The organism is Arthrobacter sp. zg-Y40 (assembly GCF_020731535.1).
In the GTDB taxonomy this organism is placed as follows: domain Bacteria; phylum Actinomycetota; class Actinomycetes; order Actinomycetales; family Micrococcaceae; genus Arthrobacter_B.
Genome location: NZ_JAJFZS010000008.1, coordinates 289765 through 304623, shown reverse-complemented (window position 1 = coordinate 304623; position 14859 = coordinate 289765). Strand labels below are relative to the sequence as shown.

Annotated in this window: 13 protein-coding genes; 11 read left to right on the top strand and 2 right to left on the bottom strand. The window is 66.6% G+C overall.

Going from position 1 to position 14859, the window contains the following annotated elements; genetic code table 11:
* Position 1: 1 nt before the first annotated feature.
* The 11 genes from prcA (at position 2) to LJ754_RS08780 (ending at position 13114) form a co-directional block, all read left to right on the top strand.
* On the top strand, positions 2–742 hold the full coding sequence (gene prcA, locus LJ754_RS08830; RefSeq protein ID WP_227911390.1) for a proteasome subunit alpha: 741 nt from the start codon (positions 2–4) through the stop codon (positions 740–742).
* Complete coding sequence (gene pafA / locus LJ754_RS08825) at positions 742–2103, top strand: Pup--protein ligase (RefSeq protein WP_227911391.1); 1362 nt, start codon at positions 742–744, stop codon at positions 2101–2103. The genes prcA and pafA overlap by 1 nt, the downstream gene beginning before the upstream one ends.
* Before the next feature lie 125 nt (positions 2104–2228).
* Positions 2229–3173, top strand: coding sequence for an FKBP-type peptidyl-prolyl cis-trans isomerase (locus LJ754_RS16930; protein ID WP_227911392.1), 945 nt, complete (start codon positions 2229–2231; stop codon positions 3171–3173).
* 53 nt (positions 3174–3226) lie between these two features.
* Positions 3227–3622: an FKBP-type peptidyl-prolyl cis-trans isomerase gene (locus LJ754_RS08815; RefSeq protein WP_227911393.1), complete on the top strand. Its 396-nt coding sequence runs from the start codon at positions 3227–3229 to the stop codon at positions 3620–3622.
* An 89-nt stretch (positions 3623–3711) separates the two neighbouring features.
* Positions 3712–5676, top strand: a complete 1965-nt coding sequence (locus tag LJ754_RS08810) for a helix-turn-helix transcriptional regulator (protein ID WP_227926280.1) — start codon at positions 3712–3714, stop codon at positions 5674–5676.
* 43 nt (positions 5677–5719) lie between these two features.
* Positions 5720–6055: a hypothetical protein gene (locus tag LJ754_RS08805; RefSeq protein WP_227911395.1), complete on the top strand. Its 336-nt coding sequence runs from the start codon at positions 5720–5722 to the stop codon at positions 6053–6055.
* Positions 6056–6088: 33 nt separating this feature from the next.
* Positions 6089–6391 (top strand): Sec-independent protein translocase subunit TatA, encoded by a 303-nt coding sequence (gene tatA, locus LJ754_RS08800; RefSeq protein ID WP_227911396.1) that lies wholly within the window; start codon positions 6089–6091, stop codon positions 6389–6391.
* 5 nt (positions 6392–6396) lie between these two features.
* On the top strand, positions 6397–7224 hold the full coding sequence (gene tatC / locus LJ754_RS08795; protein ID WP_227911397.1) for a twin-arginine translocase subunit TatC: 828 nt from the start codon (positions 6397–6399) through the stop codon (positions 7222–7224).
* Between the two features lie 65 nt (positions 7225–7289).
* Positions 7290–10139, top strand: coding sequence for a DEAD/DEAH box helicase (locus LJ754_RS08790; protein WP_227926279.1), 2850 nt, complete (start codon positions 7290–7292; stop codon positions 10137–10139).
* A gap of 48 nt (positions 10140–10187) precedes the next feature.
* A complete protein-coding gene (locus tag LJ754_RS08785; protein ID WP_227926278.1) occupies positions 10188–11846 on the top strand; it encodes an amidohydrolase in 1659 nt (552 codons plus the stop codon).
* Between the two features lie 539 nt (positions 11847–12385).
* The gene (locus LJ754_RS08780) at positions 12386–13114 is read left to right on the top strand and encodes a polyprenol monophosphomannose synthase (protein ID WP_227911400.1); all 729 of its coding nucleotides are present in this window, start codon (positions 12386–12388) and stop codon (positions 13112–13114) included.
* A 128-nt stretch (positions 13115–13242) separates the two neighbouring features.
* Here LJ754_RS08780 and LJ754_RS08775 read toward each other — a convergent pair whose 3' ends face one another.
* Together LJ754_RS08775 and LJ754_RS08770 are read right to left on the bottom strand one after the other, a co-directional pair.
* Entirely contained in the window at positions 13243–13590 is a 348-nt protein-coding gene (locus LJ754_RS08775; RefSeq protein WP_227911401.1) for an RNA polymerase-binding protein RbpA, read from the bottom strand.
* Between the two features lie 288 nt (positions 13591–13878).
* On the bottom strand, positions 13879–14847 hold the full coding sequence (locus LJ754_RS08770; protein WP_227926277.1) for an SPFH domain-containing protein: 969 nt from the start codon (positions 14845–14847) through the stop codon (positions 13879–13881).
* Positions 14848–14859: the final 12 nt, after the last annotated feature.

The following is a 14859-nucleotide window of genomic DNA, read 5'->3' as shown; positions in this document are numbered from 1 at the left end:
CGTGACCCAGCAGTTCTATGTGTCGCCCGAACAGCTGATGAAGGACCGGGCAGACTTTGCCCGGAAAGGCATTGCCAGGGGACGGTCGGTGGTGGTGCTGACCTGCAGGGAAGGCATTGCGCTGGTGGCCGAAAACCCCTCGCCGTCCCTGCACAAGCTCAGCGAAATCTATGACCGCATCGGTTTCGCCGCCGTCGGCAAGTACAACGAGTTTGAGTCCCTGCGCCAGGCCGGCATCCGGTTCGCGGACGTTCGCGGTTATTCTTATTCCCGCGAGGATGTGTCCGCGCGGGGCCTCGCCAGCGTCTACGCGCAGAGCCTGGGCTCGGTGTTCACCACCGAGGGCAAGCCCTTCGAAGTTGAACTAGCCGTGGTGGAGGTGGGGGAGGACCCCTATTCGGACCGCCTCTACCGGCTCAACTTCGACGGTGCCATCGCCGACGAAAGCAACTACACCGTGATGGGCGGGCAGGCCGACATTGTCAAAGAGGCCCTGGCCCGGTCCTGGAACCAGGACGCCGGCTTCGTCTCCGCCATCCGCACAGCTGTTACCGCCCTCTCCGCCACGCGGACCCCGGAGGGCAACGGCGGGGGCCAGCCTCCGGACCGGCTGGGGGCCGGGCTGCTGGAAGTGGCAGTGCTGGACCGGGACCCGCTCTCGACCCGCGGCACCGTCAGGGCGTTCCGCAGGATAAACACCGTTGAGCTGGACCGCTTGCTGTCCGGCGCGGAAGGAGACTGATGGACCGCAGGATCTACGGGGTGGAAACCGAGTTCGGCATCGCCTACTCGGGCCCGGACTCACGCCCGCTGTCCCCGGAGGAAGTGGCACGCTATCTCTTCCGCAAGGTGGTCAGCTGGGGACGCTCCTCGAATGTCTTCCTCACCAACGGCTCCCGGCTGTACCTCGACGTCGGCTCCCACCCCGAGTACGCCACCGCCGAATGTGACGACCTGGCGCAGCTGGTGGCCCACGACCGGGCCGGGGAACTGATCCTGGACGACCTGGTGGACGAGGCGGAGGAACGGCTGCGGGCAGAAGGCTTCAACGGCAGCGTCTACCTCTTCAAGAACAACACCGACTCCGCCGGCAACTCCTACGGCAGCCACGAAAACTACCTGATTCCGCGCCGGCTGGAGTTCTCCCGGCTGGCTGACGTCCTCATCCCGTTCCTGGTCACCCGCCAGCTGCTGGTGGGTGCCGGCAAGGTGCTCAAGACCCAGTCCGGGTCCCTCTATGCCTTCTCCCAGCGCGCGGACCACATCTGGGAAGGTGTCTCCTCCGCCACTACGCGTTCCCGCCCCATCATCAACACCCGGGACGAACCCCACGCCGACGCCGAGCACTACCGGCGCCTGCACGTCATCGCCGGGGACTCGAACATGTCCGAAACCACCATGCTGCTCAAGGCCGGCTCGGTGGACCTGATGCTGCGGATGATCGAAGCCGGAGTGCTGATGCGTGACCTGCGGCTGGAAAACCCCATCCGCAGCATCCGGGAAACATCCCATGACCTCTCCGGCCGGCAACCGCTGAAGCTGGCCAACGGTTCCACCATGACCCCGCTGGACCTGCAGCGGATTTACCTGCAGCGGGTCAAGGACTTCGTCTCCGCCAACGGGGAACACAACAGGCATACCGGGCGGGTGGTGGACCTGTGGGAACGCACGCTGGACGCCATCGAGTCCGGGGACCATTCCAGCATCGACACCGAGATCGACTGGGCCATCAAGAAGAAGCTGGTGGACCGGTACAGTGAGCGCAACGGGCTGGAAATGAACTCCCCGCGCCTGTCCCAGGTGGATCTGACCTACCATGACATCTCCCGGCGCCGCGGCCTGTTCTATCTGCTGCAGGCACGCGGGGAAACGGCGCGGGTGGTCGAGGACAGCGACATCAAGGAAGCCGTGGACCAGCCGCCGCAGACCACCCGAGCCAAGCTCCGCGGTGACTTTGTACGCCGGGCCAAGGCCGCGAACCGGGACTTTACGGTGGACTGGGTGCATTTGAAGCTCAACGACCGGGCGCAGCAGACCGTGCTGTGCAAGGACCCCTTTGCCTCAGTCGATGAACGGGTGGAGGCCCTGCTCTCTACCCTGTGACGCGCCTGCCGCCTGCGCCACCTAGGATTCATTCAGGCGGACCGGTTAGTGTGGGGCCTGTTGCGGTCCGGATAGCGCCATGCCCCGGTTCCACACTGATCATGTCCACCACTGAAAGAAGTACTGTGCGTAAAGTACTAGCGATACTCCTGCCTTTCCTGCTGTTCCTGACCGCCTGCTCCGGCGGCGACGGCAATGACAGCGGCCCGCTGTCCTCCGTGAAGATCCAGGGGGGCGAAGAAGGCACCGCACCCACGGTCGATTTCGACAAGCCGCTCAGCGCGGACGAACCCACCCTGACACGCATCAACGATGGTGACGGCAAGGAAGTGGCAGCGGACCAGACCGCCATGCTTCGCCTGGCGATCATCAACCCCGAAGACGGCTCGCTCGTCGATGAAAGCTACACCGCGGAGGATGCCCAGGGCATCGCCGTGGACGAGGCCCTGAAATCCTCCAACTCCCAGCTCTACGACGCCCTGCTCGGCGCCCACGTCGGCTCCGACTTCGCCTACTACGTTCCGGGCGACGAAGAAGCCGGACTTGAAACCAATTTCCTGGTCTTCACGGTCATGGACGCCGTGGATACCGTGCCCTCCCTCAGCCAGGATGAAGCGGCAGCACGCAATGCCGAAGGCACGCTGCTCATGAGTCCCGAAGACGTTGCAGCCCTGGACAGCGAAGGAAAGCTCCCGCAGGTCAGCTTCGGAGAAGACGGCACGCCGTCGATCACCATTCCCGAGGGTGTGGAGGAACCCGACCGCCTCATCGTGAAGGTCCTCGAAGAGGGCGACGGTCCGGTGCTCGAATCCACCGGCACGGTCAAGGCCGCCTACCTGGGCGTGGGCTTGCGGGACGGCAAGACCTTTGATTCCAGCTACGAAAGCGGTGAGCCGGTGGAGTTCCCGCTGGCCAACGTGGTGTCCGGCTGGACCTACGGCCTGGCCGGCCAGAAGGCGGGCTCAAAGGTCCTCCTGGTCCTGCCGTCCGAATTGGCCTACGGCGATCCAGCCCAGAGCGGCCCTTCCGGCCCGCTGGCCTTTGTAGTGGACATCCAGGAAGTCAAGTAGCTTTAACACCTGACTCACCAGACACACCAGTTGTACCGATGCGAGGAGCACCAATGTCATTCGGAAAGCGTGAATACGACCGCCAGAAGCCGGAGATCGATTTTCCGGCCCACGACGCACCCACGGACCTCGTGATTGAGGATCTCGTAGTCGGCGACGGCCAGGAAGTGAAGGCCGGAGACACGGTTTCCACCCATTACGTGGGCGTGGCCTTCTCCACCGGCGAAGAGTTCGATGCCTCTTGGAACCGCGGCGCTCCGCTGGACTTCCGGGTAGGCGTGGGCCAGGTCATCCAGGGCTGGGACCAGGGCCTGCTGGGCATGAAGGTCGGCGGCCGCCGCCGGCTGGAAATCCCGGCATCCATGGCTTACGGCGACCGCGGCGCAGGTTCCGCCGTGGCTCCGGGCGAGTCGCTGATCTTTGTGGTGGACCTGCTCGGCGTCCGCTAGCCCTGCGTTCCGGCGGCGCCGGCCTCCGACATGGAGGCCGGCGCCGCCTTTCTTCGTCCACCGGCACGGAAGAAAGGTAGATTAGCTCCGTGTCCGCCAAGAGAACCGAACGCCTGCTCAACCTCGTTATTGCGCTGCTCTCCACCCGCAGGGGCTTCACCAAGCATGAACTGTTCGAGGAGATCGAACTGTACGGCGAAGCCGCCACGCCCGAGGCCCGCGAAAAACTCTTTGACCGGGACAAGGCCTTCCTGCGCGAGCAGGGCATCCCGGTGGAGTCCGCCAGCGAGGAATACGAGGACAACACCGTCCAGCGCTACCGGATCCGGCACGACGCGTACCGGCTTCCCGGCGTCCAGTTCACCCCGGAAGAGTCCGCGGTCCTGGCCCTGGCCGCCCGGATGTGGGACCAGGCCTCGCTCGGCTCCGCGGCAGCACGGGCACTGCGCAAGCTCCAGGCCCGCGGGGTCCTTCCCGACGACGCCGGCCGCATCCCGCTGCAGCCGAGCATCCGGACCAATGACCCGTACTTCGATGACATCTGGCGTGCCGCCACCACCCGGGTCCCGGTAACCTTCAGCTACCGCGCGTCCGGGTCCGACACCGTTTCGGTCCGCCGGGTCCAGCCCTGGGGGATGGGCAGCCGCTTCGGGCACTGGTACCTAGTGGGGTACGACCTTGACCGCCGTGCCGAGCGGATCTTCCGGCTATCCCGCATGCAGGCACCAGTGCGGCTGCGTCCGGGCAGCTACACCGTGCCCGAAGACTTTGACATCGATGCTTCGCTTGCTTCCCTCGATGATCTCTTCACCGTCCGCCCGGCTGAGGTGGAGCTGCTTCCCGGCACCGGCACGGCCCTGCGGCTCCAGGCACAGTCGGTGGTTCCCGGTACGGGAGGCCGGGACAGGCTCCTGCTGCAGGTGCGCGACCTCGACTCGCTTGCCGCCGACACCGCCGCGCTCGGGGCCGCCGCCGTCGCCGTCGACCCGCCCGAATACGTGGACGCAGTCCGCAACGCGCTCACCGGCGCCCTCGAAGCCCAGCGCCGCCCGTTGCCGGAATTCACCCTGGCGGAACAGTCCGCACCGGCCCGCCGGCCGGGATACGGCGCACAGGACCACCTCACCCGGCTGCTCGACCTGGTCCCGTACGTCCTGGCCAACCAGGGTGCGGACATGGACGAAACAGCTGCCGCCTTCGGAGTGAGCAAGGAACAGCTGGCCAAGGACCTGGACCTTTTGTTTGTCAGCGGGCCCCGGCATTACCCCAACGGGTTGATGGACGTCAGTTTCGATGACGACCGGATCTATATCGAGAACGCAGACAACCTCTCCGAGCCGGTGCGCTTCGGCATGGATGAGGCCGCAGCGCTCATTGTCGGGTTGGACACGCTGTCCGCGCTGCCGGGCATTGGTTCCTCGGCCGCAGTGGCAGGCGCCGTCGGGAAACTGACGGAAGCTGCGGGCGAAGCCGGGGCCGTGGGCACGGCCGTGGCGGCACGCCTTGACGACACCGCCGGGGCAGACGTGCTGGTTGAAACGCAGCTGGCCATTGCCGGTGCCCGTCAGCTTGAGTTGCGGTACCTGGTTCCGCGCCGGGACGAAGTCACCCTCCGCACGGTTGATCCGCGCCGCCTGTTCTCCGTGGACAACATCTGGTACGTGGAAGCGTGGTGCCACCGGGCCGAAGCGCTGCGCAATTTCCGTGTTGACCGGATCCTCGGTGTCCGGGACACCGGCCCTGCCCTCACCCATGCACCCGAGACGGATGCGTCCTTCCCGGACAGCCTGTTCACGCCCGGCCCGCAGGACACCTTGGTCACACTCGTACTGGACCCGGCCTCCCTGTGGGTGGCTGAGGCGTACGACGCCGAGCGCCGGGCCGCGCTGCCGGACGGGCGCACCGCGGTGGAACTGCGGACGGCGGACGCCGCCTGGATTCCCTCCTTTATGGGCAGGCTTGGCGGCGGGGCGGCGGTTGCTGCACCGGCTGAACTGCGCGAGGCGGCGCAGTCCTGGCTTCAGGAAGCTGCCGGAAACTATCCGGCCGGCTAACGGGCAGTCCGACACGGAATACATACTCCACTATGCTGGAACTATGCCTTGGTGGTCCTGGATACTGATTTGGCTTGCCCTCGCGGCAGGCGCGGCTGGCTTTTATGCCCTCATTGGCTACCGGCTGTTCCAGCGGTTCCTCAGTGTCCTCCGAGAAGTCGAAACCGCCACGGCCAAGTTCTCCCTGCGCACACCGGACACCGTTCCGTCCATGGTGGTCGAGGATGAAAAGCCTGGCATCTTCACGGAACCGGCCGCCGCCCGGAAGTCCTACGAAGCGGGCAAGACCGCCCGCCGCCAGGCGCGCCGGCAGCGCCGGGTTGAGCGCCGCACAGCCAAAGGGCAGCCCCGTGCATGGCGCGACTTCCCGGAACTCTGACATAGGATTGTTGTTTAACGAAAGGACAACGCCATGAGGCTTGAAGGCTGGCAGCTTATTGCCATTATCGTATTGGCCATCCTGCTCTTCGGCGCTCCGAAGCTGCCGGGACTGGCAAGGAGCGTGGGCCAGTCCCTGCGCATCTTCAAATCCGAGGTCCGCCAGATGAAGGACGACGATCCCAAGGCCCCCGCGGATCCGATGGAAGGCCGGGTGGTCAACCCCGAGCAGCAGCCCAAGGCTGCCGATCAGACCTTCTTCCCCGGGCAGACCCCGCCGTCGGGTACTCCGGGCGGTTCCGCCGGCCCCGCGGGTAACCCGCCAACCAGCCGCTAGCAGCCGTGGCGCTGCGCAAAGGGCGCAAATCCAACCCCGAAGGGCGGATGGCGCTCAAGGAGCACCTGCGGGAGTTCCGCAACCGGCTCTTCAAATCCGCCATCGCCGTGGTGCTTGGCACCGTGGGCGGCTTTTTCCTGTACCTCCCTGTTTTCGAGGCCCTGACCAAGCCGCTCATTGACGCGGGCAACAGTGACGGCCGCTTCACCACGATCAACTTCGAGGGTGTAGCCACCCCGTTCGACCAGATGATCCAGGTCTCCGTCTTCGTCGGCCTGCTCGTCTCCAGCCCGGTCTGGCTGTACCAGGCCTGGGCCTTCATCACACCGGGCCTCAAGCGCAAGGAACGACGGGCGGCCCTGGGGTTCTTGGCAGCAGCCGTTCCGCTCTTCCTTGCCGGCGTGTACCTGGCCTGGCTGATCCTCCCCAACGCCGTGCGGGTGCTGACCGAGTTCACGCCCGAAGGCGGCTCGAACGTTATAACGGCGTCGGTGTACCTGGCGTTTGTCCTGCGGCTGCTGCTGGCCTTCGGCATCGCGTTCCTGATCCCCGTTTTCCTGGTCGGGCTGAATATCGCCGGGCTGCTGCGGGGCAGGACCATCATCAAGTACTGGCGGATCACCGTTTTCGTGATCTGCCTCTTTGCGGCCATGGCCGCGCCGGGCGCCGATGCCCTGAGCATGTTCTATCTGGCAGCCCCGCTGCTGGCCCTGTTCGCGCTGGCCGTGGTCCTGTGCCTGATCAACGACCGCCGGCGTGCCCGCCGGGAGACCGAACGTGAAGCCGCGGTCGAAGCCGATGCGGACAAAGCCACCCCCATCGACAAACTGTAGGGCCGCCGTGTTCGCCCACCGGCGATATGGCATCGGGCAGTTTGCATAGAGCATAGGCTGGGTACATGACTTCTCCTTCGGAGCGGTACCTTGCCGCAAAACAACGTTCCGAACACGCCAAGACGGAGCTGGGGGTCTTTGAGCAGTCGCTGGGCTTCGAACTGGATGCTTTCCAGTCCGAGGCCTGCCGCTCCCTCGAGGCCGGCCGCGGGGTCCTGGTAGCTGCACCCACCGGTGCCGGCAAGACGGTGGTGGGGGAGTTCGCCGTCTACCTTGCCTTGCAGAAGGGCCTGAAAGCCTTCTACACCACCCCCATCAAGGCCCTGAGCAACCAGAAATACACCGAGCTGGCAGCAGCGTACGGCAGCGGACGGGTGGGCCTGCTCACCGGTGACACCAGCATCAACCCCGACGCCGACGTCGTGGTGATGACCACCGAAGTGCTGCGCAACATGCTCTACTCCAACTCGGAGACCCTGATGGACCTGGGCTACGTCATCATGGACGAGGTCCACTACCTCGCCGACCGGTTCCGCGGGGCGGTCTGGGAGGAAGTCATCATCCACCTGCCCTCCGACGTCCAGGTGGTCTCGCTCAGTGCCACCGTGTCCAATGCGGAGGAATTCGGCGCCTGGCTGGACACCGTCCGCGGCTCCACCGATGTGGTGGTCTCCGAGCACCGTCCCGTTCCGCTGTGGCAGCACGTGATGGTGGGCCGGGAGATCTTCGACCTGTTCGAATCCGACGTGTCCTTCGACGAGGCGGCAGACGAATCACCCGGCATCAAGGAACGCTACCGGGTGAACCCCGAGCTGATGGAGCTGGCCCGGGCTGAGTCACGGGTCAGCCAGCGCGGCCATTGGGGCGGAGCCCGCGCGCGCGGCGGGCGCAGCGACCGGCACCGCGGCGGCCGTCCCGGCGCACACGGGCAGGCCGGACCCCCGATCACCCGGATCCAGCGTGCCTCCCGCCCGCAGGTCATCGCCCAGCTGGACCGCAACGGCCTGCTGCCGGCCATTACCTTCATTTTTTCGCGCAACGGCTGCGAGGCCGCCGTCCGGCAGTGCGTGGACTCGGGCCTTTGGCTCACCGATGAAGAAGAGCGCCACGAGATAGCGCGGGTGGTGGATGAAGCCACCCAGGACATCCCCGAAGACGATCTGGAGGTGCTGGGCTTCTGGACCTGGCGCGAGGGATTGGTCCGCGGGTTCGCCGCCCACCACGCGGGGATGCTGCCCACGTTCAAGGAAGTGGTGGAACGCCTTTTCGCCGCCGGCCTGGTCCGCGCCGTGTTCGCCACGGAAACCCTGGCGCTGGGCATCAACATGCCCGCCCGGTCCGTGGTGCTGGAGAAACTGGATAAGTTCAACGGTGAAGCGCACGTTGACATCACCGCCGGTGAATACACCCAGCTGACCGGCCGCGCAGGGCGGCGGGGGATCGATGTTGAAGGCCACGCGGTAGTGCTGTGGCAACCCGGCACGGACCCGGCCGCCGTCGCCGGCCTGGCGTCCCGGCGCACCTATCCGCTGAACTCCAGCTTCCGGCCGACCTACAACATGAGCATCAACCTGATCGCCCAGTTCGGCCGCGAACGTGCACGGGAGATCCTTGAGTCTTCCTTCGCACAGTTCCAGGCGGACCGTTCCGTGGTGGGCCTGGCCAAGCAGGTGCGCTCCCGCGAGGAGTCGCTGGCCGGCTACGAAAAAGCCATGACCTGCCATCTGGGCGACTTCAGCGAATACGCTGCCATGCGGCGCCAGCTGTCGGACCTGGAAGACGCGGCGTCCAAGGTCCGGGCGCGGAACAAGCGCAGCTCCGCCGCGGCGTCGCTGGAAAACCTGCGGCCCGGCGACATTGTCTACATCCCCGGCGGGCGTAATTCCGGCCATGCCGTGGTGCTGGACGTGGATGCTTCCGCCCGCGAGGTACGGCCGGCGGTACTGACCGAGGACAAGCAGATCCGGCGCATCAGCTCCGGGGACCTGGACGGCCCGCTCGAATCCGTGTCCCACATCCGGATCCCCAAGTCCTTCAACTCCCGCTCACCCAAGGACCGCCGGGACCTCTCCGCGTCGCTGCGGAACGCCCTGCATGACCACCGGCCGCCGCGCCCCGCCGCCGCCCGGGCCAACGAGCTGCGCACGGCCGGAACGGAACGGCAGGAGAAGGCCATCGCCGAACTGCGCCGGAAGCTGCGGGCCCACCCCTGCCACGGCTGCAGCGAACGCGAAGACCATGCCCGCTGGGCCGAGCGCTGGTGGAAGCTGCGCCGGGAGACGGACAACCTGGTGGGACAGATCCGCGGACGCACCAACACCATCGCCAAAACCTTCGACCGGGTGTGCGATGTGCTGAGCCGGTACGGATACGTTGCGGTGGACGGATCCGGGACCGCCGGGGTCACGCCCGCCGGGCAGAAACTGCGGCGCATCTACGGTGAAAAGGACCTCCTGGTTGCCCTCGCCCTGGAAAACGGCGCGTTCGACGAACTGGACGCTGCAGAGCTGGCTTGCCTGGCCACCGCGCTGGTGTACCAGGCCAAGCGCGAGGAGCGCGGCCTGCGCCCGAAAATGCCCAGCGTCTCGCTCGAAGTGTCCGTGGATGCCGTCATCCGGCAGTGGTCTGAGCTGACGGACCTGGAAGAAGCCTCGAAGCTGCCGCTCACGGGCGAGCCCGAGCTGGGCCTGGTCTGGCCCATGTACAAGTGGGTCAAGGGCAAGCACCTCCAGGTGGCCCTGAACGGCACCGAGTTGGCGGCAGGTGACTTTGTACGCTGGGCCAAGCAGGTGATCGACCTGCTCGACCAGCTCGCCAAGGTGCCCGACCTTCCCTCCGCAATGTACCGGCGCCTCCGCGAGGCCATTGGCCTGGTGCGCCGCGGCGTCGTCGCCTATTCAAACGTCGGCGACTAGCCTCCTTTCCGCTTCCCCCAACAGTTTCTACAGAAAACAGGTGAGTCCTTGAACGGCAGTACCATCCCGAGCGCCCCGAAGCTGACGCTCTACCGCAACGGCTCGGTCTACAGTGCCGGCGATCCCTTTGCCACCGCCATGCTCGTGGACGGCGACACCATCGCCTGGGTGGGGTCCGAGCAGGCCGCCACCTCCATCCAGGACAGCAAGATGGATGTGGTGGACCTGCACGGAGCGCTGGTGGCCCCGGGTTTTGTGGACTCCCACGTGCACGCCACCGAACTGGGCATGTCCCTGGCGACCCTTGACCTGAGCGGCTGCACATCGCTGGCGGACCTGCTGGAGGCCGTCAGCCGCTATGCCGCGGCCAGCAGCGGGTTGATCCTGGGTGCGGGCTGGGACGAGTCCCGCTGGCCGGAACGCCGTTTCCCCACGGCGGCGGAACTGGATGCCGCCTCCGGCAACCGGCCCGTCTATCTTTCCCGCAGCGACGTGCACTGCGCCGCCGTATCCGGAACCCTGGCGGCCGATATGCGCCTGCAGGAGTACGACGGATGGGACAACGGTTTTGTGGTCCGCGCCGCGCATGAGGCTGCGCGCACCGTGTCGCGGAGCGCCGACCCGGCCCAGCGCTCGGCGTTCCAGCGGGCTGCCCTGAAGCACGCCGCTTCCCGCGGCGTGGTGGCCGTCACTGAAATGGCCGCACCGCACATTGCTCCTCCGGAGGATCTGCGGCAACTGCTGGGCCTGGACGGTGCCCCGGCCGAGGAGCCGATGCCGCAGGTGCTGCCTTACTGGGGCCAGCTGGTGGAAACAGAAGCCCAGGCCACCGGGCTGATGGAGTTCTTCGAGGGCAGGCTGCTCGGCCTGGCCGGGGACCTGAACATTGACGGGTCCTTCGGTGCCCGCACCGCGTCCCTGCGGGAGCCGTACACCGACCGGGCCGATACCCGCGGGACGCTGTACCTCACACCGGAACAGGTGGGCCGGCACCTGGAACTGATGACGCGGGCCGGACTGCAGGGCGGCTTCCACGTGATCGGAGACGCGGGCATGGATACCGCGCTGGCAGGCCTGCGCCTGGCCGCCGAGGCACTGTCCGACGCCGGCGGCGAAGCGGCCCTGCGCGCCGCCCATCATCGGCTCGAGCACGCTGAAATGACTGATGACGCGGCCATCGCCGAGCTGCTGCGCTTCGGTGTCACGGTCAGCCTGCAGCCCGGCTTCGACGCTGCCTGGGGCCACCCGGGCGGCCTCTACGAGCAGCGGGTGGGTCCGCGCCGTGAGGGCATGAACCGCCTGGCTTCCCTGCTGTCGGCAGGAGTGCCGGTGGCACTGGGCTCCGACACTCCCGTCCTTCCCCTCGATCCGTGGTCCGGGGTCCGTGCTGCCGTGGCGCACTCGAATCCGCGTGAACGCGTTTCCGCCCGGGCCGCATTCATCGGGCACACCCGTGCCGGCTGGCGTGCAGCGGGGGAGAAGAACTTCATGCGCGGCCAGCTGGCTCCCGGCGCACCGGCTTCCTTCGCGCTGTGGGAGGTGCAGGAACTGATGGTCCAGACCCCGGACGCCAATGTGTCGGCCTGGAGCACCGATCCGCGGGCCGGAACTCCGCTGCTGCCCGCACTGGACAACGGTGACGAACCCCGGTGCCTGCAGACGGTCCATAACGGCAACGAGCTCTACCGCGCCCCGGACCTGGCCTAGGCGGTAAATTCACGGTCCCGCCTGGGCGGGCCCGGCCCGGCCCTGACCTGCGGTGATACCGGAAACGTCCTAGTCAGCGGCCGCATTGACAGCGGGAAGCGAGGACGTAGGCTATGACTACTGCAGTCGGGACCGGCCGTTTGGGGGACATGCCGGGCACGGCGCTGGACCTGTTCCAGCCCGGGCCCTGTGCACTGCCCCTACGCGTTTCCGGTTCTTCGGCTGCCACGGCCCCGTTCAGCGCGTGCCGGGGCGAAAGTTCCGCGGGCGGCTGGTGACAGGGCCTTGCACCACAGCAATCGGGTGGGTTCAACCGTCAGTAGAAAACAGGCCCGGCGCCGTCCGGTACTGGCCCGAAGACGGCAGGACCCGCCCGATTGTGCGTGCCGCACCGCCTGTCCCCGGTCCGGGCCCGGCTGTGACCGGGCTCCCGCCGGAGCACGCCGGCCGCGCGCTCCCATATACTAGGTAGTCAGCCGGGGGAGCAACCCCGTCTAGCCCGCCAACAGCGCGGCGTGCGTCCACGAAAGGCTTACCGAGTGCGTGTCCTGACCATCATCCCTACTTACAACGAGATTGAGTCCCTTCCCAAGACGCTCACGCGGCTGCGGAATGCGGTGCCCGACTCGGATGTACTGATTGCGGACGATAACAGCCCGGACGGCACCGGCGACTACGCCGATGAGGTTGCTGCCAAGGACCCGAAGGTGCATGTACTGCACCGTAAGGGCAAGGAGGGCCTGGGCGCCGCCTACATTGCCGGGTTCCGCTGGGGCCTGGAGCGCGGTTATGACGTGCTGGTGGAGATGGATGCCGACGGTTCGCACCGTCCGGAGGAACTGCCGCGGCTGCTTGAAGCTTCCAAGGCCGGTGCGGACCTGGTGATCGGCTCGCGCTGGGTTCCCGGCGGTTCGGTGGTGAACTGGCCGTTGCGCCGCAAGCTGCTCTCCCGCGCCGGCAGCACGTACTCGCGCCTGATGCTGGGCATTGCCGTCCGTGACATTACCGCCGGCTACCGCGCGTTCCGCCGCGGCACGCTGGAACAGCTGGATCTGGGCGCCGTGGAGTCCGTGGGCTACGGGTTCCAGGTCGATATGACCTTCCGCGTGGCACGGCTGGGCCTGAAGATCACCGAAGTGCCCATCACCTTCGTGGAACGGGAATTCGGTGCCTCGAAGATGAGCGGCAACATTGTGGTCGAGGCCATGACCAACGTGACCCGCTGGGGACTCACGGCACGCTGGAAGAAGCTCACCGGCCGGTCCTAGTCCGCGGGGCCCGGGCCCAGACGCAAAAAAGCAGGGCGGCTGCCGACTGGCAGCCGCCCTGCTTTTTTGCGTGTGACTATGTCTGCGCCGGCCGGTACGTTGCCGTACCGGCGAACCGGCGAACCGGGTCAGGCGCTGGTGCGCTCTCCGCGGCGTTCACGCAGGATGTTCAGCCGGTCCTGGAGGATCGTCTCAAGCTCCTCGATGCTGCGGCGCTCCAGCAGCATGTCCCAGTGCGTACGCACCGGCTTGTCGTTGCTGGTGTCGGGCTTCTCGCCGTTGACCAGGAGCGCTTCCTTGCCGGTCTTGGAAATCCAGACCGGCGGAATGTCCGCTTCGGCGGCGAAAGTTACGAAAACACGCTCGCCATCCTCGCAGCGGTATTCCACCCGCTGGCGGGGAGCCGGCTCCACACCGGATTCGGTCTCCATGCTCTGCGCACCAAGGCGCATACCCCGCAGGCTACGATCGCTCATCTTTTCTCCCTCTTCAATCCGCTGGATCCGCTGGCGGATCCTCTGTTGTGCCGGCGCCGGGCCGGTGCTCGTTCCGGTGTGCTGATGACGGTGCTGATGCCGGTCATCTGCACGCTGCCGCCCCTGCGGGCGGTCCGGCCGGCGGCCCCTTCCACCCTCACAGTTCTTACAACGCCGACGGCGCTGCTGCTGTTCCCGGCGGCGGTCCCGTATCGGCGCCGCGGCCATTGCCCGGCAAACAACCTATTGTACCGGTACCGGCAGCCGATCGGCGAACACAGGGGAGGGTCAGGCCACCCCGGCTGCGTCCGCTGCGGGCCCCGACCCGTTCTGCACGGGGGAGCTGCCGTTGGAGGAGTGCTTTTTCGCATCCGGTACGAAGTCGCCCAGGGCGCTGCCCACGCCCTTGAGCGCTTCGCCGAGTTCGCTGGGGATGATCCAGACCTTGTTGGACGTGCCTTCGGCCAGCTTGGGCAGCGTCTGGAGGTACTGGTAGGCCAGCAGCTTCTGGTCCGGGTTGCCCTTGTGGATCGCGTCGAAGACCTTGGCGATGGCCTGGGCCTCGCCGTCGGCCCGCAGGATCGCGGCCTTGGCATCGCCTTCGGCGGCCAGGATGGCTGCCTGCCGGCGTCCCTCGGCCGTGAGGATCTGCGACTGCTTGGAGCCTTCCGCGGTGAGCACGGTGGCCCGGCGTTCACGTTCGGCACGCATCTGCTTTTCCATCGAATCCTGGATGGTCAGGGGCGGGGCAATGGTCTTGAGCTCCACGCGCGAGACGCGGATGCCCCAGCGGCCGGTGGCCTCATCCAGCACGCCGCGCAGCTGGCCGTTGATCTGGTCGCGGGACGTCAGCGCCTCTTCCAGGTTCAGGCCGCCCACTACGTTGCGCAGGGTGGTAATGGTCAGCTGCTCCACACCCTGGATGTAGTTGGCAATCTCATAGGTGGCCGCCCGGGCATCGGTGACCTGGAAGTACACCACGGTGTCGATGGAGACCACCAGGCTGTCCTCGGTAATGACCTGCTGCGGAGGGAAGGACACCACCTGTTCACGCAGGTCCAGCAGCGGCAGGAGCCGGTCCACGAACGGGATCAGGATAGTCAGGCCGGGATTCAGGGTCTTCTGGTACTTGCCCAGCCGTTCCACCACCCCTGCCCGGGCCTGCGGGACAATCTTTACAGCCTTGACGAGGATGACCAATACAAAGATCACCAGCACGGCAAGAACAACTACTAGGACGCCGGTTCCGGTACCCATGTTCCCCCCTTT

What these genes read in the sequence shown, in the direction of transcription:
- pafA (WP_227911391.1), top strand. Translation starts at nt 742, where the DNA reads ATGGACCGCAGGATCTACGGGGTGGAAACCGAGTTCGGCATCGCCTAC.
- LJ754_RS08815 (WP_227911393.1), top strand. Translation starts at nt 3,227, where the DNA reads ATGTCATTCGGAAAGCGTGAATACGACCGCCAGAAGCCGGAGATCGAT.
- LJ754_RS08805 (WP_227911395.1), top strand. Translation starts at nt 5,720, where the DNA reads ATGCCTTGGTGGTCCTGGATACTGATTTGGCTTGCCCTCGCGGCAGGC.
- tatA (WP_227911396.1), top strand. Translation starts at nt 6,089, where the DNA reads ATGAGGCTTGAAGGCTGGCAGCTTATTGCCATTATCGTATTGGCCATC.
- LJ754_RS08790 (WP_227926279.1), top strand. Translation starts at nt 7,290, where the DNA reads ATGACTTCTCCTTCGGAGCGGTACCTTGCCGCAAAACAACGTTCCGAA.
- LJ754_RS08775 (WP_227911401.1), bottom strand. Translation starts at nt 13,590, where the DNA reads ATGAGCGATCGTAGCCTGCGGGGTATGCGCCTTGGTGCGCAGAGCATG.
- LJ754_RS08770 (WP_227926277.1), bottom strand. Translation starts at nt 14,847, where the DNA reads ATGGGTACCGGAACCGGCGTCCTAGTAGTTGTTCTTGCCGTGCTGGTG.